Source organism: Streptomyces sp. NBC_00104 (assembly GCF_045160825.1).
GTDB lineage: Bacteria > Actinomycetota > Actinomycetes > Streptomycetales > Streptomycetaceae > Streptomyces.
Genome location: NZ_CP108215.1, coordinates 1,337,949 through 1,361,442, shown reverse-complemented (window position 1 = coordinate 1,361,442; position 23,494 = coordinate 1,337,949). Strand labels below are relative to the sequence as shown.

21 protein-coding genes and 1 pseudogene are annotated in these 23,494 nt (G+C 69.0%); 13 read left to right on the top strand and 9 right to left on the bottom strand.

Features of this window, described 5'->3' with window-relative positions:
- Positions 1-13 precede the first annotated feature (13 nt).
- From OG272_RS05840 to OG272_RS05790, 11 genes are all read left to right on the top strand, one after another.
- Positions 14-862, top strand: coding sequence for a fumarylacetoacetate hydrolase family protein (locus OG272_RS05840; RefSeq protein ID WP_327730930.1), 849 nt, complete (start codon positions 14-16; stop codon positions 860-862).
- 50 nt (positions 863-912) lie between these two features.
- Positions 913-1,440: a MarR family winged helix-turn-helix transcriptional regulator gene (locus OG272_RS05835; protein WP_327730931.1), complete on the top strand. Its 528-nt coding sequence runs from the start codon at positions 913-915 to the stop codon at positions 1,438-1,440.
- A gap of 393 nt (positions 1,441-1,833) precedes the next feature.
- Positions 1,834-2,373, top strand: a complete 540-nt coding sequence (locus tag OG272_RS05830) for a cupin domain-containing protein (protein WP_327730932.1) — start codon at positions 1,834-1,836, stop codon at positions 2,371-2,373.
- Positions 2,373-3,542 carry an acyl-CoA dehydrogenase family protein gene (locus OG272_RS05825; protein ID WP_327730933.1) on the top strand — a complete coding sequence of 390 codons (1,170 nt, stop codon included), beginning with the start codon at positions 2,373-2,375 and terminating at the stop codon, positions 3,540-3,542. The genes OG272_RS05830 and OG272_RS05825 overlap by 1 nt, the downstream gene beginning before the upstream one ends.
- A 383-nt stretch (positions 3,543-3,925) precedes the next feature.
- On the top strand, positions 3,926-5,044 hold the full coding sequence (locus tag OG272_RS05820) for an alcohol dehydrogenase catalytic domain-containing protein (RefSeq protein ID WP_327730934.1): 1,119 nt from the start codon (positions 3,926-3,928) through the stop codon (positions 5,042-5,044).
- A gap of 74 nt (positions 5,045-5,118) precedes the next feature.
- On the top strand, positions 5,119-6,891 hold the full coding sequence (locus tag OG272_RS05815; protein ID WP_327730935.1) for an MFS transporter: 1,773 nt from the start codon (positions 5,119-5,121) through the stop codon (positions 6,889-6,891).
- 95 nt (positions 6,892-6,986) lie between these two features.
- Entirely contained in the window at positions 6,987-8,516 is a 1,530-nt protein-coding gene (locus OG272_RS05810) for an AMP-binding protein (protein ID WP_327730936.1), read from the top strand.
- A gap of 129 nt (positions 8,517-8,645) precedes the next feature.
- Positions 8,646-9,491 carry a 3-hydroxybutyryl-CoA dehydrogenase gene (locus OG272_RS05805; protein WP_405895987.1) on the top strand — a complete coding sequence of 282 codons (846 nt, stop codon included), beginning with the start codon at positions 8,646-8,648 and terminating at the stop codon, positions 9,489-9,491.
- A complete protein-coding gene (locus tag OG272_RS05800) occupies positions 9,488-10,285 on the top strand; it encodes an electron transfer flavoprotein subunit beta/FixA family protein (protein ID WP_405892751.1) in 798 nt (265 codons plus the stop codon). Before OG272_RS05805 ends, OG272_RS05800 begins: the two co-directional genes overlap by 4 nt.
- Positions 10,286-10,383: 98 nt before the next feature.
- On the top strand, positions 10,384-11,346 hold the full coding sequence (locus OG272_RS05795) for an electron transfer flavoprotein subunit alpha/FixB family protein (RefSeq protein ID WP_327730938.1): 963 nt from the start codon (positions 10,384-10,386) through the stop codon (positions 11,344-11,346).
- Positions 11,347-11,388: 42 nt separating this feature from the next.
- Positions 11,389-12,045 (top strand): adenylate kinase, encoded by a 657-nt coding sequence (locus tag OG272_RS05790; protein WP_405892749.1) that lies wholly within the window; start codon positions 11,389-11,391, stop codon positions 12,043-12,045.
- Positions 12,046-12,156: 111 nt separating this feature from the next.
- Here the strand turns inward: OG272_RS05790 and OG272_RS05785 are convergent, their stop codons facing one another.
- Positions 12,157-13,296: a helix-turn-helix domain-containing protein gene (locus OG272_RS05785; protein ID WP_327730940.1), complete on the bottom strand. Its 1,140-nt coding sequence runs from the start codon at positions 13,294-13,296 to the stop codon at positions 12,157-12,159.
- An 86-nt stretch (positions 13,297-13,382) separates the two neighbouring features.
- Between OG272_RS05785 and OG272_RS05780 the strand changes: the two genes are divergently transcribed.
- Positions 13,383-14,438, top strand: coding sequence for a ferredoxin reductase (locus OG272_RS05780; protein WP_327730941.1), 1,056 nt, complete (start codon positions 13,383-13,385; stop codon positions 14,436-14,438).
- Between the two features lie 7 nt (positions 14,439-14,445).
- Positions 14,446-15,564: an acyl-CoA desaturase gene (locus OG272_RS05775; RefSeq protein WP_327730942.1), complete on the top strand. Its 1,119-nt coding sequence runs from the start codon at positions 14,446-14,448 to the stop codon at positions 15,562-15,564.
- 319 nt (positions 15,565-15,883) lie between these two features.
- On the opposite strand, the gene OG272_RS05770 is transcribed toward OG272_RS05775, so the two are convergent.
- The 8 genes and pseudogenes from OG272_RS05770 to OG272_RS05735 form a co-directional block, all read right to left on the bottom strand.
- The gene (locus OG272_RS05770; protein WP_327730943.1) at positions 15,884-16,645 is read right to left on the bottom strand and encodes a beta-glucanase; all 762 of its coding nucleotides are present in this window, start codon (positions 16,643-16,645) and stop codon (positions 15,884-15,886) included.
- Between the two features lie 385 nt (positions 16,646-17,030).
- Positions 17,031-18,143, bottom strand: coding sequence for a CocE/NonD family hydrolase (locus OG272_RS05765; protein WP_405892746.1), 1,113 nt, complete (start codon positions 18,141-18,143; stop codon positions 17,031-17,033).
- Positions 18,144-18,230: 87 nt separating this feature from the next.
- The gene (locus tag OG272_RS05760; RefSeq protein ID WP_405892745.1) at positions 18,231-18,626 is read right to left on the bottom strand and encodes a CocE/NonD family hydrolase; all 396 of its coding nucleotides are present in this window, start codon (positions 18,624-18,626) and stop codon (positions 18,231-18,233) included.
- A pseudogene (locus OG272_RS05755) lies at positions 18,623-18,682 on the bottom strand (hypothetical protein); the annotation flags it as partial. The pseudogene OG272_RS05755 and the gene OG272_RS05760, both read right to left, overlap by 4 nt.
- A 148-nt stretch (positions 18,683-18,830) precedes the next feature.
- Positions 18,831-19,709 carry an alpha/beta hydrolase gene (locus OG272_RS05750; protein WP_327732330.1) on the bottom strand — a complete coding sequence of 293 codons (879 nt, stop codon included), beginning with the start codon at positions 19,707-19,709 and terminating at the stop codon, positions 18,831-18,833.
- Between the two features lie 168 nt (positions 19,710-19,877).
- On the bottom strand, positions 19,878-20,135 hold the full coding sequence (locus OG272_RS05745) for a hypothetical protein (RefSeq protein ID WP_405892743.1): 258 nt from the start codon (positions 20,133-20,135) through the stop codon (positions 19,878-19,880).
- 187 nt (positions 20,136-20,322) lie between these two features.
- Complete coding sequence (locus OG272_RS05740) at positions 20,323-20,451, bottom strand: hypothetical protein (RefSeq protein WP_327730947.1); 129 nt, start codon at positions 20,449-20,451, stop codon at positions 20,323-20,325.
- A gap of 290 nt (positions 20,452-20,741) precedes the next feature.
- Positions 20,742-23,405, bottom strand: coding sequence for a cellulosome protein (locus OG272_RS05735; RefSeq protein ID WP_405892741.1), 2,664 nt, complete (start codon positions 23,403-23,405; stop codon positions 20,742-20,744).
- Positions 23,406-23,494 lie beyond the last annotated feature (89 nt).

Below are 23,494 nucleotides of genomic sequence, written 5' to 3'. Positions count from 1 at the left end.
GGAGGAAACACGTATGAAGCTCGCCAACCTCGCCGGCCGGGCCACCATCATCGTCGGCGACCGCGCCCTCGACGTGGAGAAGGCCAGCAACGGGGCGCTCGGCCCCGACCCCGCCGTGCTGTACGACCTGGCGAACCATGGCGAACTGCGGCGCCTCGCGCAGTCGGCGACCGGCACCGACCTGGTCGTCTACGACGAGAAGCACCTGGGCCCGGTCTCTCCGCGCGCCGGGAAGATCCTGGGTGTGGCGCTCAACTACCGAGGTCATGCCGAGGAGTCGGGCATGCCCATCCCGGCCGAGCCGGGCATTTTCGCCAAGTTCACCAGCTCGCTGGCCGGCCCGTACGAGCCGGTGTCCGTGCCCGTGGGCATCGACAAGGTCGACTTCGAGGCCGAGGTCGTGGTGGTGATCGGCCGCACCATCCGCGCCGTGGAGCAGGCGGACGTGTGGCAGAACATCGCGGGCGTGACCGCCGGCCAGGACGTCACCGACCGCAAGGAGCAGTGGCGTAAGCCGCTGAACCAGTTCAGCCTCGCCAAGTCCTACGACACCTTCAGCCCGTGCGGGCCGCTGATGGCGACCGTCGACGAGTACGACGACCCGAACGACATCGAGGTCGCGGGCTGGGTCGATGACTTGGAGGTGCAGCGCGGCCGGACCTCGGACCTGATCTTCAGCGTCCCCGAGCTGGTCTCCTGGCTGTCCCGGTACGTGACCCTGGAGCCGGGCGACCTGGTCTTCACCGGCACCCCGGCCGGCTGCGGGGTCCGGCGCACGCCTCGGCTGTACCTGGAACCCGGGATGACGCTGACGACCGAGGTTTCGGGGGCCGGTACGATGCGCAATCCGATCAGCCGCTGAATCTGCCGGGCGCTCTCACGGCGCCGCCGCCTCTGAAGGGAGCTCTGCCCGTGTCGGATGTCCCCGGTGACGCCGTCGATCATCCGCGCTCCCGCGAGTTCGCCGCCAAGGTACGGGCACACCACGAGGAGTTGGGCCACGCGGAGCGCCAGATCCGAGGAGTCGAGGCGGTCACCCACCTCACCCGGCTCGTTGCCCGCCTGGTCCAGGACTTCGAAGGCGCCGTACACCGGCCGCTCGGGATGACCTGGGCCGGCTTCCGGATCATGAACACGCTGTGGATCTTCGGCGATCTGGAGCAGCGTGAGATCGCCCGCATCTCCGGCACCACCCGGGCGAGTGTGTCCAGCGCGCTCAACACCCTTGAGGAGCGCGGGCTCGTCGAACGGCGCCGTGAGCGCGACGACCGCCGGGTCGTCCGTGTCTCACTGACGCCGGCCGGGCTGGACCTGCTGCACCAGGCGATCGAGGGGCAGACCGCCCGGGAGCACGCCTGGCTGGCCGTCCTCGACGACGAGGAGGTCTCCCGGCTGGTGGTCCTGCTCGGCAGGCTGGTCAACCAGGAGCGCCCTGCCTAGGGGCTTCGACGGAACCCCGTCGTGCCGCGAGGCATTCGGTGGGACGTCGGCCCGTTCTGTACGACCGTTTTGTACGGCCCTTGACGGTCAGGATTCTTACGAATAGTTTCCGGTCACGCAGCGCCCAGTGGCCGACGAAACGCCTCCACCAGCTGGAGAACGACGGAGAGAACACCGCCGTCCCTCCCTTCCCGCTGCCCCGGGTCAGCGAGCCGCCACCCGCTGTCGGCAGTCCAGGCAGTCACGCACATCTTCAGCAATTCGAGCCGTACGGCCTCTCCCGGCCGCCCCTCGTCGTCAGTCCGATTCGGGCACCCGCGCGATCATCTCTCCACCCGCCCGCCCGATATGCCGACACACGGCCTCGCACCTCCCCTTCCGAGGAGCCGCACCATGCCACGGAGAATCGTCACCGGCCGGACGGCGGACGGCAAAGCCGCCGTCGTCCAGGACGGGCAGCCACCCCGCACCAACGCACTGAAGCACACCCCCGGCTTCGTCTCGTCCCTCGTCTGGGCCACCCCCGCCGAGCCCACCGTGCCCTTCGACGGCACCGACCCGACACCCGCCGTCACCTCGTACGCCCCCGAGTCCGGTGCCACCCGCGTGCTGCACTTGGTCATCCCGCCGGACACGGTCTACGCGAGCGAGGACTTCGACCCGGCCGCGGCCGTCGCCGAACGCCTGCGCACCAGCCCCGGCCTGGCCGAACTGTTCGAGCCGGACCACCCCGGCATGCACACCACCGACACCGTCGACTACGGCGTCCTCCTCCAGGGAGAGATCGTCCTCGAACTCGACGACGGCAACGAGACCACCCTCGCCCCGGGCGACGTCGTCGTGCAGAACGGCACCCGCCACGCCTGGCGCAACCGCTCCACCTCACCCGCGACCCTGCTCTTCGTTCTCATCGGTGCCCGGAGGAACTCCTGATGCCCCACCTCAACCCCGTCGACGCCCTCGACCTGGACAGTGAACTCGACGACGACGAACGACTCATCCGTGACACCGTCGCCGCCTTCGTCCGCGACCGCGTGACCGACCATGTGGCCGGCTGGTTCGAGGCGGGCACCTTCCCGACCGCCGAACTCGGCCCGGAAATCGGCAAGCTGGGCCTCCTGGGCATGCACCTGGAGGGCTATGGCTGTGCCGGGGCCAGTGCCACCGCGTACGGGGTGGCCTGCCGCGAGCTGGAGGCGGCCGACTCGGGGCTGCGCAGCTTCGTCTCCGTCCAGGGCTCCCTGGTCATGTTCCCCATCCACCGCTACGGCTCGGAGGAGCAGAAGCAGGAGTGGCTGCCCAAGCTTGCCTCCGGTGAGGCGATCGGCTGCTTCGGGCTCACCGAACCCGACCAGGGCTCCGACCCGGGCGGCATGCGCACCGTGGCCAAGTGTGACGGCGAGGACTGGATCCTCAACGGCACCAAGATGTGGATCACCAACGGCTCGATCGCCGACATCGCCGTCGTCTGGGCCCGCACCGAGGACGGCATCCGCGGCTTCCTCGTCCCCAAGGACACCCCCGGCTTCACCACCAGCGAGATCCACAGCAAGCTCTCGCTGCGCGCGTCGGTCACCGCCGAACTGCACCTGGAGGACGTGCGACTGCCGGACTCCGCGGTGCTCCCGGGCGTGACCGGGCTGCGCGGGCCGCTGTCCTGCCTGTCCGAGGCGCGTTTCGGCATCCTGTGCGGTGTCGTGGGAGCGGCCCGCACCTGCTACCTGTCGGCGCTGGAGTACTCCACCACCCGTGAGCAGTTCGGGCGGCCGATCGGCGGTTTCCAGTTCACTCAGGGGAAGCTGGCCGGCATGCAGGTCGACCTCGTGCACTCCCAGCTGCTCGCCCTGCGCCTGAGCAAGCTCAAGGACGCCGGGCAGCTGCACCCGGAGCACGTCAGCCTGGGCAAGCTCGCGAACGTCCGCGCCGCCCTCGACACCGCCCGGACAGCCCGCACCATCCTCGGGGCCAACGGCATCACCACCGAGTACCCGGTGCTACGGCACGCCAACAACCTGGAGACGGTGCTCACCTACGAGGGCACCGAGGAGATCCACACTCTGGTCGTCGGCGAGTCCGTCACGGGCCTCGCCGCATACCGCTGACCGTGCGGCCGTGAGACCGGCCCCGCGCGACGCGGCGTAGGACCACCGCGCAAGGGCCGGCACGACCCCGAGCACGGGAACAGACGCCTCGCCGCCGGGCCGCCCACCAGCACGTACGTATAAGAAGCCGACCTGGGACCGACGTCAGGTGACACACCGACGCCCCTCCGGCCCTCACCGCGCGACCCGCACACCGGGTTCGCCCACTCTTCACACGCCTCTGGAACAGCTCCGACGACCCGTGTCGTCACCAGGCTCAGGGGCCGCCCGTGGAGCCACCGGAAGACCGCGGCGGCAGCGGCCGACAGCACTCTTTGCCCTCATTGGCCGGTGCGCGGCCCTGTCGTACGCGGAGACAACTTCGCCCTCAACGAGGAGAGGCCATGACCTCGACCATGCGCGCAGCGCGAATGCACAACGTCGGCGAGCCGATGAGGATCGAGCGGATTGCCGTCCCGGCACCGGGCCCGGGCGATGTCCGGGTGGCGGTACACGCCGTGAACATCGTACCGAACCTCGCCAACATCCTTGGTAACTGGACGACTTGGTTCCCGCTCAACCCGCTGCCGCCGCTGCCGGCCGTGTTCGGGCTCGACCCCGCGGGCGTGGTCGAAGAGGTCGGCGCAGGGGTCGAGGGCGTCGAGGTCGGCGACCGGGTGTACGTCAACCCGTGCCGCACCTGCGGCGCGTGCCGCGCCTGCCGCAACGGCAGGATCGTGCACTGCGCGAGCTACGCCTTCGCCGGCTACTTCGGCTTCTCGGCCACCTCGGTCCGGTTGCTCGACCGCTACCAGGGCGGACTCGCGGAGAAGATGATCGCTCCGGCTTCCTCGCTCGTCCGCATCCCGGACTCCGTGTCGTTCGAGGCCGCCGCGCGCTTCGGCTACCTGGGCACGATGTACTCGGCGCTCCGCAAGGCCGCCGCCGGACCGGGACGCAGCGTCCTGGTCAACGGCATCACCGGCACACTCGGCATCGCCGCGGCCCTGCTGGCCCCGGCGATGGGCATCACGACGCTGTACGGCACCGGCCGCGACCGCGAACTGCTGGCGGAGATCGACAAGCTGGCCCCGGGGCGGCTGCGCCTGCACTCCCTGCACGACGGTCCGGTGGACGAGTGGATCGCGGCGGAGACCGGCGGGGCCGGTGTGGACGTCTACATCGACGCCCTCGGGCCGGGCGCGCCCCACGAAACCCTTCAGCAGGGCGTGCGTGCGCTGGGCCGCGGCGGCATCGCCGTCAACATCGGCGCCGTCGCCGGGGAGGTGCCCCTCGACCTGCACCGAATGATGGACATGGACCAGATCGTCCGCGGATCGGTCTGGTTCACGCCCGGCGAGGGACAGGACATGGCCGACATGGCCGAAGCGGGTTCGCTCGATCTGTCGCCGCTGCGCCACCACGTCTACCCGCTCGACGAGGTGAACGCCGCGATCAACAGCGTGGGTTCCCGCCACGGGGGGTTCAGCAACTTCGTCATCTCACCCGCCTCCGGGCGCTGACCAGCACGACCAGCACGACCAGCCACCCCCTCACCGACAGGTCACGTCACGCATCACCTCGGAAGGACCCACGTATGGCCAGATCCGACACCGGCGTCGGAAGCGGCGCCGGCTCCCCGACCGCCTCATCGTCAGCGAAGACCGCCTCTTCGACGGTGAAACAGGAGAACGAGCAGGCACTCGGCATCGACACCCTGGCACGGGGCACGCTCATCGCGGCGGCGCTCTGCGTCTTCATGGCCCAGTTCGCCCTGACCGTGCCCGCCGGCCTCAACGGCCTGTTCCAGCAGGACTTTCACACCTCGGCCTCCGAGCTGACCTGGATCACCGATGCCTTCCTCGTCCCTGTCACGGTCCTGGAGCTGACCTTCGGTCTGCTCGGTGACATGTTCGGACGGCGTCGGCTGCTGGTCGGCGGTTCGGTGCTGGTGGCGGTCGGGTTCGCCGTCTGCGTGCTGACGCCGGGACCCGAGGCCGACCACGGCACCCGGCTCGCCGTGCTGTGGACCGGCCAGATCATCGCCGGTATCGGTGCGGCAGCCGTGATCCCGACGACGCTGGCGATGATCGCCGCGGGCACGCACACGCCGCGCGCCCGAGCGCGTTCCATCTCCGTCTGGGCGGCCGCGCTGTCCATGGGCAGTGTGCTGTCGCCCCTGGCCTGCGGCCTGGTCGCGCAGTCGCAGTTCGGCTCGTGGCCGAACTCGGGCTGGCGGTGGGCGTTCCTGGTCGTGGTCGCACTCGCCGCTGTGTCGGCCGTGCTCGCCTTCGTCCTGGCCAAGGACTCCAAGTCGCCCGAGGGCCGCTCCCTCGACTGGCCGGGGCAGATCACGATCGCCGTCGCCGCCGTCGCCCTGCTGTTCGCCGTCATCCAGGGACCCACGAGCGGCTGGGCCAGCATCGAGGTCATCGGCGGCTTCGTCGTGGCCGCCGTCTTCCTGGTCGCCTTCGTCCTCGCCGAACGTCGCTCGGCGTCCCCGCTGCTCCAGCTCGACCTGTTCGCCAACCGCAACTTCACCGTCGCGGCGATCGTCACGGTCGTCGGCATGTTCTGCTACCTCGGCACCGGCTATGTGACCAGCATCCGCCTCACCGCCATCCAGGGCTTCACGCCCCTGAAGGCATCCCTCGCGTTCATCGTGTTCAACGGTGTCTCGGCTCTGATCCAGGTGCCCATCGCTTCCCGCCTCATCGAGCGGTACGACCCGAAATGGATCCTCGGCGGTGGTCTTCTGCTCCTCGGCGCGGGCGACTTCTGGATGGCCTCGATACCGATCGGCCAGCAGTCCGTGACCCCCCTCATCGCTCCGCTCGTCGTGGCGGGTGCCGGCGTGGCGTTCGTGCTGTCCGCGGTCACCGCCGTGGTGATCAACACCGTGCCGCACAACCTCGCCGGCATGGCCGCCGGCTGGACCAGCCTGCTGCGCGACTTCGGGTTCACCCTCGGCCCGGCGGTCGTGGGTGCGATCGCCCTCAGCCGGGCGGCGCACGAGATCAGCGACAAGGTCGCGTCCGACCCGGCCCTCGGCCAGGCCCTGGACACCTTCAACGCCTCGGCGGCGACCGCTCCGGACGGGCAGCAGGAGGCCGTGCAGGGTGCCGTCGCGGCCGTCAACTCCGGCCCCCTCGGCGCGAACGCCGTCCCCGGGACCGTCTCCCTGCCCGACGGTTCGACCGTGCCGTTCAACCCGCTCAAGGACACCGCCTTCGAGGCCCTGGGCAACGCGTACTCGCTCGGTTACCTGATCGTCGGGCTGTGCGCCGTCGCGGCGGCGGTGGTCACCGTCGTCCTGATCAAGGGGGACCGGCCGGACGCTCCTGCCACCGCGGAGCCGGCCGATGCCTGACGGACCGCACGACCTCACGGTCATCCGCACCGACGAAACCGATCCCCGAAGCAGAACCGGCGCCACCGGCCGCCACGTCTGAAAGGACCGACGCCATGACCGGCCCTACCCGATCACGCTCCATGTTCCGCCTGGGCCAGCTGCTGGAACGCCGCGCCCAGTTGCACCCCGACCGCACGGCGCTGGTATTCGGTGACCGCGCATGGACCTACGGGCAGCTGCGGGACTGGATCGTGGCCTCCGCGCGGCAGTTGCGCCGGCACGGTGCCGGGCCGGGCAGCGTCATCGCCTACGCGGGCGCCTCCCGCCCGGAGGTCTTCGTCCTGATGTACGCCACATCCCGCATCGGAGGCGTGTTCGTCCCGGTCAACGGGGCGGCCACGCCTCCCGAGATCGCCTACCTGCTGGCGGACTCGGGGGCGGACGTCCTGATCACGGACGCCCCCTGCGCCGCGAAACTCGTCGGCGGCGGCGTACCGCCGGGCGTCACCCGTCTGTGCCTGGACGAGGAGCCACCCGACGGATACACCCCACTGAACCGGACGCCGGACGAACCCGTCGGCGACGACACCCCGGCACCCGTGACAGAGGACGACCTCGCCCTCATCGCCTACACCTCAGGCACCTCCGGCCGTCCGAAGGGTGTGCTCCTCACCCACGGCAACGTGTTCTGGAGCTGCGTCAACGGACTCCTGGGCCTGGACCTGGCCCGGGACGACGTCACGCTCATCACCACACCCGTCTTCCACATAGCGGTACTGAGCGGCGTGGGCTCGTACACCTGGGCCAAGGGCGGAACCGTCGTCCTGGAGCCCACCTTTTCCGTCGACGGCTTCCTGACGACCGTACGACGGCACCGGGTCAGCGTGACCTTCGCCGTACCGGCGATGCTCGCCCTGATCGCACGACACCCGGGCTTCGCAGCGGCGGACCTGTCCTCTCTGCGCTGGATCCTCAGCGGGGGAGCGGCGGCACCGGCGCCGGTCGCCGAGGTGTTCCACCGCCGTGGCATCCCGGTCCTCAGCTCCTACGGCCTCACCGAGACCGCCGCCGGCGTCACCTACCGCGACCCGCGTGACGGCCCGGGCTGCTCCGGCGAGGCCGGACTGGCCGCCCCGCTGGCCGAAGTCCGGATCGTCGGCGCCGACAACCGCCCCGTGCCGCACGGCACGACGGGGGAGATCGTCGTCCGGAGCCCCAGCGTGGCTGCCGGATACCTGGGCCTGCCGGAGGACTCGGCGGCGGCCCGCGACGCCGATGGCTGGTTCCACGGGGGCGACCGGGGCTACATGGACTCCGAGGGCCGCCTGGTGGTGGTCGGCAGGATCAAGGACACGATCATCACCGGCGGGGAGAACGTGGATCCGACGGAGGTGGAGGAAGCGCTGGCGGCGTGCCCCTGCGTGGACGAAGCGGCGGTCGTCGGAACGCCCGATCCCGTCTGGGGAGAGGTCGTCACCGCCATCGTCGTACCCGCCGAGGGTGCGGACTGCTCCCTGGAAGACATCCAGACGTTCCTGTCCGCCTCGCTCACCCGACACAAGATCCCCCGTCGGCTCGAAATCCGGGAACGTCTGCCGCGCACCGCCACCGGCAAGTTGCAGCGCAGCCTGCTGCGGGGCTGAGCCCGGCCGGACCAGACACATGGAGAGGTACTCATGACCACACAGCCGTCAGGCACCCCCTCCGACGCCGTCCCCGACGGCGCGGCCCCCGAGCCCATCCGCCGCGTGGGTGTCGTCGGAGCGGGACTCATGGGCAGCGGCATAGCCGAGGTCTGCGCCCGCGCGGGCCTCGACGTCCTCGTCAGCGAGACCGGCCCCGAGGCGGTCGAGGCGGGCCGTGAAAGAATCGCCAGATCCCTGGCACGCGCGGTACGCGGCGGCAGACTCGCCCCGGCCGACAGCGGTACGTCCCTCCGCCGGATCGGCTTCACCAGCGACCTGGCCGACCTCGCCGACCGCGACATCGTGATCGAGGCGGTGGCCGAGGACGGACAGGTCAAGGCCGAGATCTTCGCGGCACTCGACAAGGTGCTCGCCCGGCCGGACGCGATCCTCGCCTCCAACACCTCTTCCATCCCCATCATGAAACTCGGCACGGCGACCGGACGCGCGCAGCAGGTGATCGGCGTGCACTTCTTCAACCCGGTGCCGGTACTGGACCTCGTCGAGCTGGTCCCGTCCCTGCTGACCAGTGACCAGACCCGCGACCGGGCAGCGACGTTCGTCAGCCTGACTTTGGGCAAGCAGGTCATCCACGCCAAGGACCGGGCCGGATTCGTCGTCAACTCCCTCCTGGTGCCCTACCTGTTGTCCGCGATCCGCATGCTGGAGTCGGGCCTCGCCTCCGCCGACGACATCGACAACGGCATGGTGCTCGGCTGCGCCCACCCCATGGGCCCCCTGCGCCTGGCGGACCTGATCGGCCTGGACACCCTCAAGGCGATCGCGGACTCCATGTACGCCGAGTACAAGGAACCGCTGCAGGCCGCACCGCCCCTCCTGCTCCGGATGGTGGACGCCGGTCTCCTCGGCAGGAAGACGGGCCGGGGCTTCCACGACTACTCCGGCACTCCGGCTGGAAGGAAAGTCAGATGAGCTTGAGGATCGTTGTCACTGTGAAGTACGTGCCCGACGCCACTGGCGACCGGCACTTCGCCGATGACCTGACCGTCGACCGTGACGACGTGGACGGTCTGCTCTCCGAGCTGGACGAGTACGCGGTGGAGCAGGCGCTGCAGATCGCGGAGGAGTGCCAACGGGAAGGAGGCGACGCCGAGATCACCGTGCTGACGGTGGGTCCGGAGGACGCCAAGGACGCGCTGCGCAAGGCGCTGTCGATGGGCGCGGACAAGGCGATCCACGTCGAGGACGACGACCTGCACGGCACCGACGCGATCGGTACGTCGCTGGTGCTGGCGAAGGCGATCGAGAAGGCCGGCTTTGACCTGGTGATCTCCGGTATGGCGTCGACGGACGGCACGATGGGTGTGGTTCCGGTGCTGGTCGCGGAGCGTCTGGGTGTTCCGCAGGTGACGCTGCTGTCCGAGGTGTCCGTCGAGGACGGGGTGGTGAAGGGCCGTCGTGACGGTGACACCGCGTCCGAGCAGCTTGAGGCGTCGCTTCCGGCGGTGGTGTCGGTCACCGACCAGTCGGGTGAGGCGCGTTACCCGTCCTTCAAGGGCATCATGGCGGCGAAGAAGAAGCCGGTGCAGGCCTGGGACCTGTCCGACCTCGACATCGAGGCGGACGAGGTCGGTCTGGAGGGTGCCTGGACGGCTGTCGACTCCGCGGCCGCGCGCCCGGCGCGTACCGCCGGCACGATCGTCAAGGACGAGGGCGAGGGCGGCAAGCAGCTCGCCGAGTTCCTCGCGGGCCAGAAGTTCATCTAAGGCCCTGTGGCCCGCCGCGACCCGTGGGTCCGGCCGAGGCCCGACCCTTCACAGCCCCGCCCCCTTTGGGCCTTCGCAATCCGCAGGAGAGCAATCCCATGGCTGAAGTTCTCGTCTACGTCGACCACGTGGACGGTGCCGTCCGCAAGCCCACCCTGGAGCTGCTGACCCTGGCCCGCCGCATCGGCGAGCCCGTCGCCGTCGCGCTCGGTGCCGGCGCCGCCGGCACGGCCGCCGCCCTCGCCGAGCACGGCGCGACCCGGGTTCTCACCCACGAGGCCGCCGAGTACGCCGACTACCTGGTCGTGCCGAAGGTCGACGCGCTGCAGGCCGCCGTCGAGGCCGTGTCCCCGGCCGCCGTCCTCGTCCCGTCCTCCGCCGAGGGCAAGGAGATCGCCGCCCGTCTGGCGCTGCGCATCGGTTCCGGCATCATCACCGACGCCGTCGACCTGGAGGCCGGTGACTCCGGTCCGGTGGCCACGCAGTCGGTGTTCGCCGCCTCCTTCACCACCAGGACCCGTGTCTCCAAGGGCACCCCGGTCATCACCGTCAAGCCCAACTCCGCCGCCGTGGAGGCCGCCCCGGCCGCCGGTACGGTCGAGGCGCTGGCCGTGACGTTCGGTGCGCTGGCCACCGGCACCAAGGTCACCGCGCGTACCCCGCGCGAGTCGACCGGGCGCCCGGAGCTGACGGAGGCCGCGATCGTGGTCTCCGGCGGCCGTGGCGTCAACGGCACCGAGAACTTCGGACTCATCGAGGCCCTCGCCGACTCCCTCGGCGCCGCCGTCGGCGCCTCCCGCGCCGCGGTGGACGCGGGCTGGTACCCGCACACCAACCAGGTCGGCCAGACCGGCAAGAGTGTCTCCCCGCAGCTGTACATCGCCAACGGCATCTCCGGCGCCATCCAGCACCGCGCCGGCATGCAGACCTCCAAGACGATCGTGGCCGTCAACAAGGACGCCGAGGCCCCCATCTTCGACCTCGTCGACTACGGCGTCGTCGGCGACCTCTTCGACGTCGTCCCCCAGCTCACCGAGAAGATCAAGACCGCGCGTGCGTAGCTCTGGCGAGTCGCCGCACGATGACGAAGGGGCTCAACACCGATGCGCATAGTGCTGGTGGGGCTGCCCGGCGCCGGGAAGGGTACGCAGGCCGTTCACCTTGCCAAGAACCTCTGTATTCCGCACATCTCCACTGGTGACCTCTTCCGGGTGAACATCAGCCGGGGCACGGACCTGGGACGGCAGGCGCGGGAGTACATGCGAGCCGGACAGCTGGTACCCGACGAGGTGACGATCGGCATGGCCAGGTCCCGTATGGAGCAGCCGGATGCCGACAGGGGCTTCCTGCTGGACGGCTTTCCGCGCAATGTGTTCCAGGCCGAGGCGCTCGACCAGCTGCTGAAGGACGACGGGTGCTCGCTCGACGCGGTACTGGACCTGGAGGTGCCGCAGGAGGAGGCCGTCAGGCGGGTCACGGGCCGACGGATCTGCCGGAACGACGGCAGTCACATCTTCCACCTGATGTACAACGCACCACGTGAACCCGGGCTCTGCGACTTGTGCGGCGGCGAACTGCACCAGCGACAGGACGACACCGAGGCAACGGTCCGCGAACGCCTCGATGTCTACCATCGCTCCACCGCTCCGGTCATCGACTACTACCGGTCGCGGAAACTGGTCGTCAGCGTCTCAGCCCTGGGTCCCGTGGCGCGCGTGACCGAGCGTTCGATGAATGCTTTGCGAGAGGGCAGCGGGTAAGCTCAGCAATACCGCTCTTCCCCGGGCCGCATGAGCCAGCTGTTCGCACCGAGGACGAGACATGATTCCTGGACCGCTCGCGGACGCGGTCGTGGACGGTCGAAGAACGCATCAGCTGCCCCGAAGACCGACCGCCAGCGTCAGTTCTAGGACCCGGTTCGGCGACCCGAGATCCGGAAACAGCTCCCGCAGCTGCGACATCCGGTACCGGACGGTCTGGGGATGGACGAACAACGCCGCCGCCACCTCGTCCCGCCTGCCCTGGTGCAGCAGCCACGCCCGCAACGTCTCCTCCAGTCGCCGCGCGGTGGCGACAGGCAAGGTCCGCAACGGTGCGAGGGCTCGGGCACGCAGGTCTGCGAACGCGTCCACATCGGCGCTCAGCACCAGCTCCGGCAGGTGGTCCTCGGTGTCGCGAATATCAGAGGAGAGGGAGCGCGCGCGTACGGCTCGTGCGTACGAGGCGGACGCACGAGTCCATGGCCGAGCCGGGCCGACCACGGCGGCGCGGTCGGTCAGCTGCCTCAAGAGACGTGACCGGTCGGCGTCGGGGACGAGCAGCACACCGGTGGCGTCCGGCAGATCGTCGAGGACGAGGGTGCTCGGGTCGAGCGCGCGGTAGGCAGGCCGGGCCTGGGCGGCGGGCAGCAGGACCGCGGTCAGTGAAACCGGAGGCTGCCACCCGGCCCGTTGAACAGAGGCCAGCAGCACGTCCGGGCTCGCGTCGGCGAGGAGGTCGCGGGCCAGGTGTTCCAGGTGGCGCTCGTGGGCCCTGCCCCAGGCGGCCAGTTCGTCGGCGTGGCCCGCGGCGCTCGCGGCGGAGAGCTCGTCGATGTAGGCGAAGGTCAGCTCGGCGAACTTGGCGACGTCGGCGGCGGGCAGGCCTGCGGGTACGGCACCCGCGGCCAGGCATCGCCAGGCCACGCGGGCGCCGACGCGGTAGGCGCTGAGCAGGGCGTCCATCGAACGGCCGTCGCGCACCTCGCCGCGGCCCAGCTCGTAAGCTGCGTCACCGGCGTCGCCGCCCGTGGCCTTCCCGCTCGCGAGGTCCAGGTAGTGCCCCAGGGCGGTGCGGACGGCTCGGCGGATGGTGCCGCCCATGCGGCCCGAAAGGGCGTTGGCGTAGGGAGGGACCTCGTCGATGATCGCCTGGACGACCTCGTCGGCGGTGGTCTTCAGCGCGGCCCGAAGTGCGGTGACCGTCGTCTCATCCAGGGCCAGCTCGGTGGCCCTCCGGATTGCATGGCTCATGTTTTGTTCCCTGCGAACAATTCAGCCGACCAGATTTACGTCCTGCGGACAGGACTTTACGCCCTGAGGCGCATCAAGCTGGAGTCATGACGAGTGCAGCCCTCCGCAGTAGGGCGTGGAAACTACTGGAGATGGTCACGACGCCGCTGCTGCCGTCGGACTACCTCGACCTGGTCAGCCCGCTGCGTGCGGGCGCTGACCTGCGTGGGCGCATCGAGGCCGTGCACCCCGAGACGGGTAGCGCCGCGACCATCGTGATCAGGCCGGGACGGGGCTGGCGCGGCCACACAGCCGGTCAGTACGTGCGGATCGGGGTCGATGTCGACGGGGTGCGCCTGTGGCGCGCCTACTCGGTCACCTCCCCGACAAACCGGCAGGACGGCCGCGTCACGATCACCGTGAAGGCGATCCCGGACGGCAAGGTCAGCAACCACCTGGTCCGCAGGGCGAAACCGGGCACGCTGATCCAGCTCGACCAGGCGACCGGTGACTTCGTGCTGCCGCAGGCCAAGCCCGCCAAGGTGCTCTACCTGACGGCCGGCAGCGGCATCACGCCTGTGATGGGCATGCTGCGCGACATCGAGTTCGACGACGTCGTCATGGTCCACTGCGCGCCACAGCCGCAAGACGTGATCTTCCGCAACGAACTGCACGACCTGGTCGCGGACAAGAAGCTGCGGCTCACCGAGGTGCACACCGACACAGACGGCATGCTCGACATCGCCCGTCTCGACGAACTCGTGCCCGACTGGGCCGAGCGCGAGACCTGGGCTTGCGGGCCCGCGGGCCTGCTCGACGCCGCCGAGGAGCACTGGACCGAGCACGGCGTCCGAGAGCGCCTGCACACCGAACGCTTCCGCCCCAGCATCGTTGTCGCCGGCGACGGCGGCGAGGTCACGTTCAGCACCACCGGCAAGACCGTCGACGCGGACGGCGCCACGCCGTTGCTGGACGTCGGCGAGGAGGCCGGCGTGCTCATGCCGTCCGGGTGCCGTATGGGCATCTGCTTCGGCTGCGTCACGCCGCTCAAGGCCGGCGCCGTCCGCGACCTGCGCACCGGCGAGATCACCGAGGCCGAGCCGGGCGTCCTCATCCAGACCTGTGTGTCCGCCGCGGCGGGCCCCTGCGACATCGAACGGTAGGAGCACCTTGACCGCCATCGACCCCACCGCCCACCTGACCGCGGAGCAGATCGAGGAGCTCGGCCGCGAGCTGGACGCGATCCGCGACGAGGTGATCGCCGACCGCGGCGAGAAAGACGCCGCGTACATCCGCAAGGTCATCTCGGCGCAGCGCAAGCTCGAGCTGGTCAGCAGGGGCGTGCTGCTGTTCTCGATCTTCCCGCCCGCGTGGCTGATCGGCACCGCCGGTCTGTCCGTCGCGAAGATCATGGACAACATGGAGATCGGCCACAACATCCTGCACGGCCAGTGGGACTGGATGCGGGACCCGAAGATCCACTCCACCACCTGGGAATGGGATCACGTCTCGCCGGCCGACCAGTGGAAGCACTCGCACAACGAGTTGCACCACACGTACACCAACGTGATCGGCAAGGACAACGACCTCGGCTACGGCATCATGCGCGTCGACGAGGACCAGAGGTGGCACCCGTTCCACCTCGGCCAGCCGCTGTGGAACTTCATCAACGCCTGCTTCTTCGAGTACGGCATCGCCGCGTACGACCTGGAACTCGGCAAGAACCTTCACAAGCGCCGCCGCAAGAACCCGGAGTTCCGCGCGCGGGCCAGGGCCGTGGGCCGCAAGATCCGCAAGCAGGTGCTCAAGGACTACGTGATCCACCCGCTGCTGTCGGGCCCGTCGTTCCTCACGACGCTCGCCGCCACGTTCACCGCGAACCTGGTCCGCAACATCTGGACCCACTCGGTGATCATGTGCGGGCACTTCCCCGAGGGTGTGCAGGTCTTCGAGCGCCGGTCGATCAAGGGCGAGACGCGCGGCCAGTGGTACCTGCGCCAGATGATGGGCTCGGCGAACATCAGCGGCAGCAAGGCCATGCACTTCATGACCGGCAACCTGTCGCACCAGATCGAGCACCACCTGTTCCCGGACCTGCCGAGCAACCGGTACGCCGAGGTCGCGGTGAAGGTGCGCGCGTTGTTCGAGAAGTACGAGCTGGAGTACGTCACCGGGCCGCTGCCCAAGCAGGTGTTCTCCGCGTGGCACAAGGTCTTCCGGCTCTCACTGCCGAACAAGAAGCCCAAGGTCAACACGCCGGACCGCGAGCAGGAGCTCGTCGCGGCCTGATTCCCGGTATTGGTTCAGATCTTTCGGCCGTACCGGCGGCACCGCAGGTTTCGGTGAGACTCGGTGGTGACCGGGTGGCAACTGACGGGGGACCTGTCTGCCGACCGACGACAGCGAGGCCGCTTCCTTGATCGGTCATGGGACGGACATTTCCGTCGACGGCCCGAGGAAGACCTGCTGGGGCAGTTCAGTGACCTGCACGAATTCTGCCTTGCCGCCTCCCCAGAAGCACCTTGGCCATGCTCTGGTGAGACTGATCCAGGATTGCGTGGCCGACTCACGACTGGCACCTGCGGAACATCTCCGTCGCCCCGCAGGCTCACGGTCCGTCGTTGTCGGACACCTCCTCGGATTCGTCGGACAGTGCCTCCAAGAGTGCGACTGGCCGCCGCACCGCGAGGTGCTCGACCTTGTACGACATCTCCTTGACGTGGGGTTCCGGTGGGGGGTGGTATTGGCCTGCGCACACCGACAGATTGACGATGAGGTAGGCGTGCCAGGAACGTCCCACACCTCGGCGGTCGGCGAACACCCGACTGCCGTTCACCCACCAGATCACGGACCTCGGACCGAACTCGACGCGAAGATCGACCCACGTGCCCGGGCCGATGGCGGGGTCGCGGTAGTAGAGGTTGCTGCCGCGAACGTGGTTGGTCAGCTCCAGGAGGTCGGCGTTGTCGGGGTGGTACTCGAAGACATCGATCTCCTGGTCGCCGTCCCGCCAGGTCCAGATGGCCGGCCATGCCCCGACCTCGTACGGCAACCTGACCCGTGCCTCTAGGACATCCCCCGCGCGGACGGTGAAGTCCTCCTCGCTCCCCTCCGTGGTCAGCAGGCCCGTGTCCCACCGGCCGTCCTTGCGGCGGGTGGCACGGAAGGTGCCCGAACGGCTGTAGGCGGGGTCCGCCGTCAGGTGATCCAGCTTGTTGTCACCGGGGTTGATCGGTCCGCCGTTCGGATATGCCCACGAACGCCCTGCCACCCATTGACGGGTAGATGCGAAGTCCGCCGTGAAGACGACCTCAGTGCCAGACAAAATCGTCTCTGCCGACGGTGTTCCGTCGTATCCAGAACTCTCCATGCACGGATGCTGCTCCGTATCTGACTTCGGCATGCAAATGCTGGTGAACCCACGGAATGGAAAACTCGTACGGGTGAATTCGTGTCACAAAATTGGTTGTGTCCACTGAGGCGATCAGCCGCCGTTGGCCGCCGTGATCAAAGCTGGCCAGCCGGTGGAGGACACCGTGGACTTCATCTCCGGAGCGGTTTACTGATTCGACAGAGTGTTGCCCGCTGCGCCCACTCCTTCTCTCGACGGTCGGAGGGTGTGCGATGTCGCCATGGATCTCGTACGAGTTGCCGTCGTCGTCGAATGCCCTGAGATGGCTCTGTTCCGGCTGCGCAGAGTCCCGTCACACAATGCGGTGACCTTCTCTTCAATGGCCGGCTCTCCCCGTTTCCGGTCAGGCGGGAGGCACCACGGGCAGGATGATGCGGGAGGGCCGGTCCGGGTCGTGGAAGATCTGCTGGCGTGCGACTCGGGCGGTGGTGGCGCTGTCCTCGGGTTCGCCGGTGTTGAGGTTGCGGTCCCAGCGCGGGAAGTTGCTGGAGGTGACCTGAAGCCGGATGCGGTGTCCTGCCCGGAAGACGATGCTGGTCGACCACAGGTCCACGACATGCTCGGCCGCCTCGCCCGGGGCTGCCGCGCGTACGCGCACGATGCCGTCGGTGACGTTGCGGGAGACGCCGTTCTCGTCGACGTCGCACAGGCGTGCCACCCAGTCGGTCGAGGGGCCGTCGGTGGCGGCGAAGAGCACCGCGCGGACGCGGCCGGTCACCTCGGTGTCCTGGGTGAGTGGTTCGGTGGTGAAGACCAGGACATCCTCGCGCGTCTCCACGGCCGCCTGGTCGAGCGGCCCGGGGCGGAAGTCGTCGGGCATGAGGAGCGCTCCGCCCGTGGTGGGCACCGGATCCAGCGGGTCGTAGGTGAACTCCTCGGCCTGCTCGGCGACCGGCGGCGGCTCTGCGGTCAGGCGTCCGTCGGCGCGCAGGTGGAAGTCGGTGTCCACGGCGCGGGACAGGGGCCATTCGGTCTCCTCGCGCCACTGGTTGGTACCCATGACGAACAGCAGCACCTGGCCGGTGTCCGGTTCCAGAGCCTCACCGTCGCCGATCGTGCGCTGGAACCAGTCGATCTGCATGTCGATCGCGCGGCCCCGCATGCCCATGAAGTCGGAGTGCGCGCCGAACCCGAAGTTGACGTCACCGATCACGTGCCCCCGGTTGACATGGGTCCACGGCCCCATGACGAGCGTGGCGGGCCGGCCTGCGCTGCGCATGGCGGTGAAGTTGTCGAGCGTGCCCTGGCTGAAGATGTCGTACCAGCCGCCGCTCTGGAAGGTGGGCAGGTCGACCTCGTGGTGCCGGCCCGCGATCGTGCAGGAGCGCGCCCAGTCGGGCTCGCGCCGGGACCGCTCGTAGCCCAGCTCGGGAAGGTCGTGCCGGGCGAACGCGGGGAACTGCCCGGCGGGCAGCTCCGCGTAGCCGTCGCCCGCGAGGCCGTCGACATCCCGCACGAGCCCGCCGAGGCCCGGCCACGAGCGCGGCGGGGTCGGTGCGGTGACGGCGCATCAGGGTGTCGGCGCCGTGCAGAAGCGACCAGGTCACGGTCGTACCGAGTTCGATGCGCCGCCGCGTGTCCACAGTCCGTCGTGCGGGTGGGACCACGTGACCATCGGGGCGATCGCCTTCAGCTCCAGCGGCTTGGGCAGCGCCGCCATCCACTGGGTGTTGCCGAAATAGCTGGCGCCCAGCATGCCGACCGAGCCGTTCGCGCCGGGCAGGGCGGCGGCCCACCGTACGGTGTCGTACCCGTCGCTCTCCTCGTACGTCAACGGCTCCCACTCCCCTTCGGAGGCGAACCGGCCACGGGTGTCCTGGACGACCACCATGAAGCAGCGCCGGGCCGCCGCCCGCCGCCCGCCGCCAGGGGATCGAACGCCGCGGCCAGCAGGGGCGTCTGCTTGCCGTACGGCAGCCGCATGAGCAGCACCGGCCACGGTCCCGTGCCCCCGGGCCGGTAGACATCGGCGCGCAGCACCGTGCCGTCACGCATCTGAGCCGGGACATCGAACTCGATCTGCATCTCTGGCATGTACTGTTCCTTTGCCTGCCACGACGTTGTCACGCGACATGGTCGAACCCGGTCCCGGTCACGCACCACCCCCAGATGGGGGGGGGTGGGCACGGCGCCCTCGGGACGGTCAGGCCACCGCGTTCAGCAGGTCGGCCAGCACATCAGGCCGTTCCAGGGCGATGAAGTGGCCGGCCTTCGGCACCTGTGTGAACTCGGCGGCGGGCAGCAGCTTCTTGTTGGCCTCCCGGTCCGAGGGCCGGGACCAGTCCTTCTCGCCGTAGACGAGGTGGACGGGCGCCTTGGCCTCGGGGTAGCGCGAGCGGGCGGCGATGAGGCTGGGCAGGGCCTGGTACACGGCTCGGGCGACGGTCGAGTAGCCGGGGCGGCTGCCCACCTGGAGGAGTTCGTCCATGTAGTCCTCCCGCAGTGCGCTCTTGTCGCCGAGGCCGCCCTGGAGGATCTTGCTGAGGGCGGGCTTGGGCTCCACGCCGGCGATCACCGGACCCACCCCCGGGGCCAGGACACCGGTGACCACGACACGGGCGAGGAGGCTGGACCGGGCGATTCCGCCGCGGAAGTCGTAGGTGTTCACCGCGACGACGCGCCGGACCCGCTCCGGAAGGTCGGCTGCGGTGGTCAGGGCGAGCACCGCCCCCATGGATTCCCCGACCAGTGTGACGTCGTGGAGGTCGAGTTCGGTGAGGAGCCGCTTGACGCCCGCGCGCATGGCCGGCTCGTCGTACGACGCACCGGGCACGATCTCGGAGTAGCCCATCCCCGGCAGGTCGAGGGCGTACACGGTGTACTGGTCCGCGATCAGGGGGATGAGGTGGCGGAAGTGCTCGGCCTGGGTGCGCACGGTGTGCAGCAGGACCAGGGGGGCACCGGTGCCCGCCTTGAGGTAGCGCAGTGTTCCCTCGCGGCTGTGGCGTCCTGTGCGCGGGGCGAGGGTGTGGCTGGTGGTCCCCGGGATGTGAATCGTGGGACGTGACTCGTGGCTGGGCATCTCGCCCTTCAGCGCGGTCATGGCTACCTCCATAGACTCGGAAACCGATCGGTTTCCGCTACAGTAAACCGATCGGTTTCCAAGCGCAAGCTCAAGGGCGGCATCAGCCGAGTCGGGTCACCGATAGGAGCTTGAGGCCGGCTTTCCCGACCATGTCGGAGGGGCGCTTCAGATAGGTTCGGGGTGGGTGAGGTGCAGGGCGGCGGGCTGATGACAGCTCATACCTTCGCCGTCGAAGAGGGCGCTGGTCAGGCTTTCCACGTACATGGTGATCGAACCACCGCCATCATCGTCGCGCCTGCGGGGGAGGGGAGTGGTCGGCGGAGTGAGTCCCCGGCATTGTGTCCCCCCCCATGCCACCGGCACCCCGCTCGCAGGCTTCAGGTAGCAGGCGATAGGCGCCCGCTCGTCGGTTTCGGCCGACACGTCGGTCTCCTTGATGCCGAACCGGTCGGAGAAGCGGGCCCGGATCCCATCATGCCGTCCTGCCCGGCAGTCTCATGACGGCCGTTCCTGGCAGGATGCGCGTCAGTCAGGACCGAACACCATGCCGACACCGAACACTTGATGGGCGGCACACCGCTTGTCCCGATCGCCGCGAGCAGCAGGCGCATCAGTGCAGAGCGCTCACGACCAGGCGGCCGATGGAGCTGAGCCTCGTCGCCCCGGTTTGCGTGCTGTTGCCCAGCTGGTCGTACTGCTCCCGCATCCGGGATACCAGGAACACCTTGTAGGCAGGCATCCTTTCTTTACCGCTGCGAAGCCCCTGCCTCGCCAGGCGTTCGTCGCCCAACGTGCCTCACCCGGCGCTGCTACCCGCTGCGCCGCGCACTGGCCCGCTGCCTCGTGTGCGGCCAGGCGGTCCGCAGTCCATCGACGACCAGACTGCCCTGAGCTGCGGGTGAGGTTGGGCCTGCACGCTTGAGAGGTAGTTGCGGCAGGTCGATCCACTCCGGGGCCAAGGAACCTGTGGATACCCAGGTGCCGACCGGAGTCCGGTCGGCACCTGGGCGTTCCGGCGAGGCCGGGCGGCTACTTCTCCGTCAGCGGTGTGACGGCGACCTGGTCGATCACCGGCGCGTAGGGGGATCGCTGGTCGTATGGGTTGTAGGTGTCGCCGTTGAAGTCGGGCAGCTCTTCGGCGGTGAAGGTAAGTCGGTTCGTCCCCTTCTTGAGGGTGACCGGGACGGTCAGGTCCCGGAAGCTGTTGAAGTGGAAGGTGGTCGGGAACAGGATCTGGTGTGTCGATTCGCCATTGACCGAGAGGTCGGCGTGACGGGCGATCGGGTCGGGGTTGTAGTGGGTGGCAGGTGCCTGTTCGGCGTTGGAGTAGCGGATGGTCACCGCGTGCTGTCCGGCGCGTTTGGCGACGACGTCGAGGGTGAGGGCGTTGGCCGTTCCGTCTCCGATGTCGGTGACCGCCTTGCCGCCGGTGGCGAAGGTGTACGCCTCGGTGGCCTTGGCGGCGCCGCTCAGGGTGCCTCCCTCCGCCTGGTACACCTTGGTCGCCAGGTTGCCGCTCGACGCCGCGACCCGCAGCCGGTCGACCACCAGTTCCTTCTTGGTGCCGGTGACGGTGATCTTGTTGATGCCCGCGGACAGGAAGACCCGTACGACGTCCGTGCCCCTGTTGCCGGCGCCCACCTTGGGGATGTCGAGCTTGTCACCGTTGAGGGACACCTTCGCCTTGCCGCCGCCGAGGTGGTCGAGGGAGACCGTGGCCTCACCGTCGGTGGGGGCGTGGACCCAGAAGGTCGTGGAGGCGCTCTTGGGCAGCGGCACCGCGCCCGGTCCCGAGGCCTCGGGGTAGGTGTAGCCGGGCCGGGTTCCGGTGAGGGTGGCGTACTCGGCTTCGTAGATCGCCGGCTGGGTCACGTGCTCGTCGCGCAGGGCCAGGTCAATCTTGTCGATGATCGCGTCGCCCTTGGTGACGCCCAGGTCCGTGTCCTTCGCGGAGAGCGTGATCTTGTGCTTGCCGGCGGTGAGCTTCACGGTGGTGTCGGTGTGGCCCCAGACCACCCATTTGTAGCCGAGCGACAGCCGCAGTTCCTGCGGGTCCTTGCCGTCGACGCGGAGGAAGACATTGGTGGGGCCCTGTTCCTTCACCCGGCCGTCCAGGTTGTAGGAGTTGGCGAAGACGCTCAGGTCGTATGTGCCGTCCTGCGGTACGTCCACGTCGAAGGCGAGCACGCCGTCGGAGCCGGTGCGCAGGCCGCCGACGTTGTAGTTGCCGCTTGTCGCGAACTTGCCGACGTTGGAGGGTGTGCCCTCGGGACCGTTCTTGGAGTAACCGCTGCCGGTGTAGGTGGCGTTCTCCGCCTCGTAGGACTTCCGCCAGCTGACGGAGGGCTCGGCCGATTCTCCGCCGTTCCCGCCGGGGGAGAGGATGACCTGGTAGGCGGACATCTCGTTCATGCCGGTCATCGGCAGGGTCACTGTGCCGTCCTCGCCGACGGTGACCTCCTGGTCCGCCAGTCGCTGAGGCTGGGCCGAGTCACCGACCTGCCCGGTCCACGGGATCTCATGCACGGTCGCGTGCACCGTCGTCCCGAACAGCTTCGGGTCGATGTTGTCGAAGACGATGTCCGCGTCGCCGCTCTTGCCGCCGAAGACCGTCCGGGACTGCCTCTTGTCGGCGTCCAGCGTAGCCACGCCCTGGAGGGTGTACTGCTGGTTCGGATGGGGAGCGGTCACCTGGACGGTGTGTCCGGACATCTGGCCGTAGGCGTTGAACAGCCACCATTGGCCGTTGCCCTTGTTGGCGTCGACGGCCGAGTCGTTGAGGTTGCCGTCGATGTTCCAGTACGCCAGGTCGGCGTCGATCTTCGACTCCTCGATGGCGGAGACCCACTGGACGACCTGGCCGGGCACGGACAGGTGGTAGTTGTGGCCGTACTCGTTGACGTTGATCGGCAGCGGATCGATTCCGACCTCCTGTTCCCACTGCCGGTACTTGGCCACGCTCGTGCGGACCGCGGCGGGGCTGGACAGTTCGTGCCAGGTCATCACGTCCGGGACGACGTTGTTGGCCTTGGCGTACTGCAGGAAGCCCTTGACCTGGTCGAAGAGGAGGGAGGTGTTCGGGCCCGCGATCCGCGCGTCCGGGTCCAGGCTCTTGATGAGCTGGTAGGTCTCCTTCCAGGCCGCGAAGAAGTGCTGCGGGTCGTTCAGCCAGGAGACGTTGTTGTAGCTCCACGCGCCCGAGCCGAACATGTTCCCTTCGGGTTCGTTGAAGGGGACGTAGACGACGTGGTCCTTGTAGTCGCCCATCGTCTTGACCTGGGCGACCTGTTTTCTGATCTTCTCCTTGAAGTCCGCGAGGCGCTCGGGGCCGTTGGCGCCCGGCCACTGGTACGGGAACCCTCGGTAGATGTCGGTCATGTAGATGTAGACGTCCTTGCCGCCCGAGTCCACGAACGGCGGCAGAATCTCCAGGGCGTCCGCGCCCGGGTGCTGCGGGCCGTCCTGCGCCTTGGTGGACACCGTGCGCAGGTTCATGCCCTCGATGAGGTTGCGGCTGGGCGCGCCGTCGCCGTAGATCCCATACAGCGAGCCGCTCGCCCCGCCGTGGAAGGCACCGGTATCGGTGGCCAGATCGATGACGAGCCGTTCCGGCTCCGCGGCCTGTGCCGTTCCGGCGGACGGCACGGCGAGCATGGTCGTGAGGACGGCCGCCACCGCGGTGCCCGCTCTCATCGTTCTTTTTCCTTGTCGCACTGAGGTCTCCGTGGATTCCATGGCATCTCGGACGCTGGATCCGATGCGTTTCGTACGGGACGGGGCCG

What these genes read in the sequence shown, in the direction of transcription:
- OG272_RS05840 (WP_327730930.1), top strand. Translation starts at nt 14, where the DNA reads ATGAAGCTCGCCAACCTCGCCGGCCGGGCCACCATCATCGTCGGCGAC.
- OG272_RS05820 (WP_327730934.1), top strand. Translation starts at nt 3,926, where the DNA reads ATGACCTCGACCATGCGCGCAGCGCGAATGCACAACGTCGGCGAGCCG.
- OG272_RS05815 (WP_327730935.1), top strand. Translation starts at nt 5,119, where the DNA reads ATGGCCAGATCCGACACCGGCGTCGGAAGCGGCGCCGGCTCCCCGACC.
- OG272_RS05740 (WP_327730947.1), bottom strand. Translation starts at nt 20,451, where the DNA reads ATGCCTGCCTACAAGGTGTTCCTGGTATCCCGGATGCGGGAGCAGTAC.
- OG272_RS05780 (WP_327730941.1), top strand. Translation starts at nt 13,383, where the DNA reads ATGACGAGTGCAGCCCTCCGCAGTAGGGCGTGGAAACTACTGGAGATG.
- OG272_RS05825 (WP_327730933.1), top strand. Translation starts at nt 2,373, where the DNA reads ATGCCCCACCTCAACCCCGTCGACGCCCTCGACCTGGACAGTGAACTC.
- OG272_RS05785 (WP_327730940.1), bottom strand. Translation starts at nt 13,296, where the DNA reads ATGAGCCATGCAATCCGGAGGGCCACCGAGCTGGCCCTGGATGAGACG.
- OG272_RS05735 (WP_405892741.1), bottom strand. Translation starts at nt 23,405, where the DNA reads ATGAGAGCGGGCACCGCGGTGGCGGCCGTCCTCACGACCATGCTCGCC.
- OG272_RS05800 (WP_405892751.1), top strand. Translation starts at nt 9,488, where the DNA reads ATGAGCTTGAGGATCGTTGTCACTGTGAAGTACGTGCCCGACGCCACT.
- OG272_RS05790 (WP_405892749.1), top strand. Translation starts at nt 11,389, where the DNA reads ATGCGCATAGTGCTGGTGGGGCTGCCCGGCGCCGGGAAGGGTACGCAG.
- OG272_RS05770 (WP_327730943.1), bottom strand. Translation starts at nt 16,645, where the DNA reads ATGGAGAGTTCTGGATACGACGGAACACCGTCGGCAGAGACGATTTTG.
- OG272_RS05805 (WP_405895987.1), top strand. Translation starts at nt 8,646, where the DNA reads ATGGGCAGCGGCATAGCCGAGGTCTGCGCCCGCGCGGGCCTCGACGTC.
- OG272_RS05795 (WP_327730938.1), top strand. Translation starts at nt 10,384, where the DNA reads ATGGCTGAAGTTCTCGTCTACGTCGACCACGTGGACGGTGCCGTCCGC.
- OG272_RS05830 (WP_327730932.1), top strand. Translation starts at nt 1,834, where the DNA reads ATGCCACGGAGAATCGTCACCGGCCGGACGGCGGACGGCAAAGCCGCC.
- OG272_RS05750 (WP_327732330.1), bottom strand. Translation starts at nt 19,709, where the DNA reads ATGCCCAGCCACGAGTCACGTCCCACGATTCACATCCCGGGGACCACC.
- OG272_RS05810 (WP_327730936.1), top strand. Translation starts at nt 6,987, where the DNA reads ATGACCGGCCCTACCCGATCACGCTCCATGTTCCGCCTGGGCCAGCTG.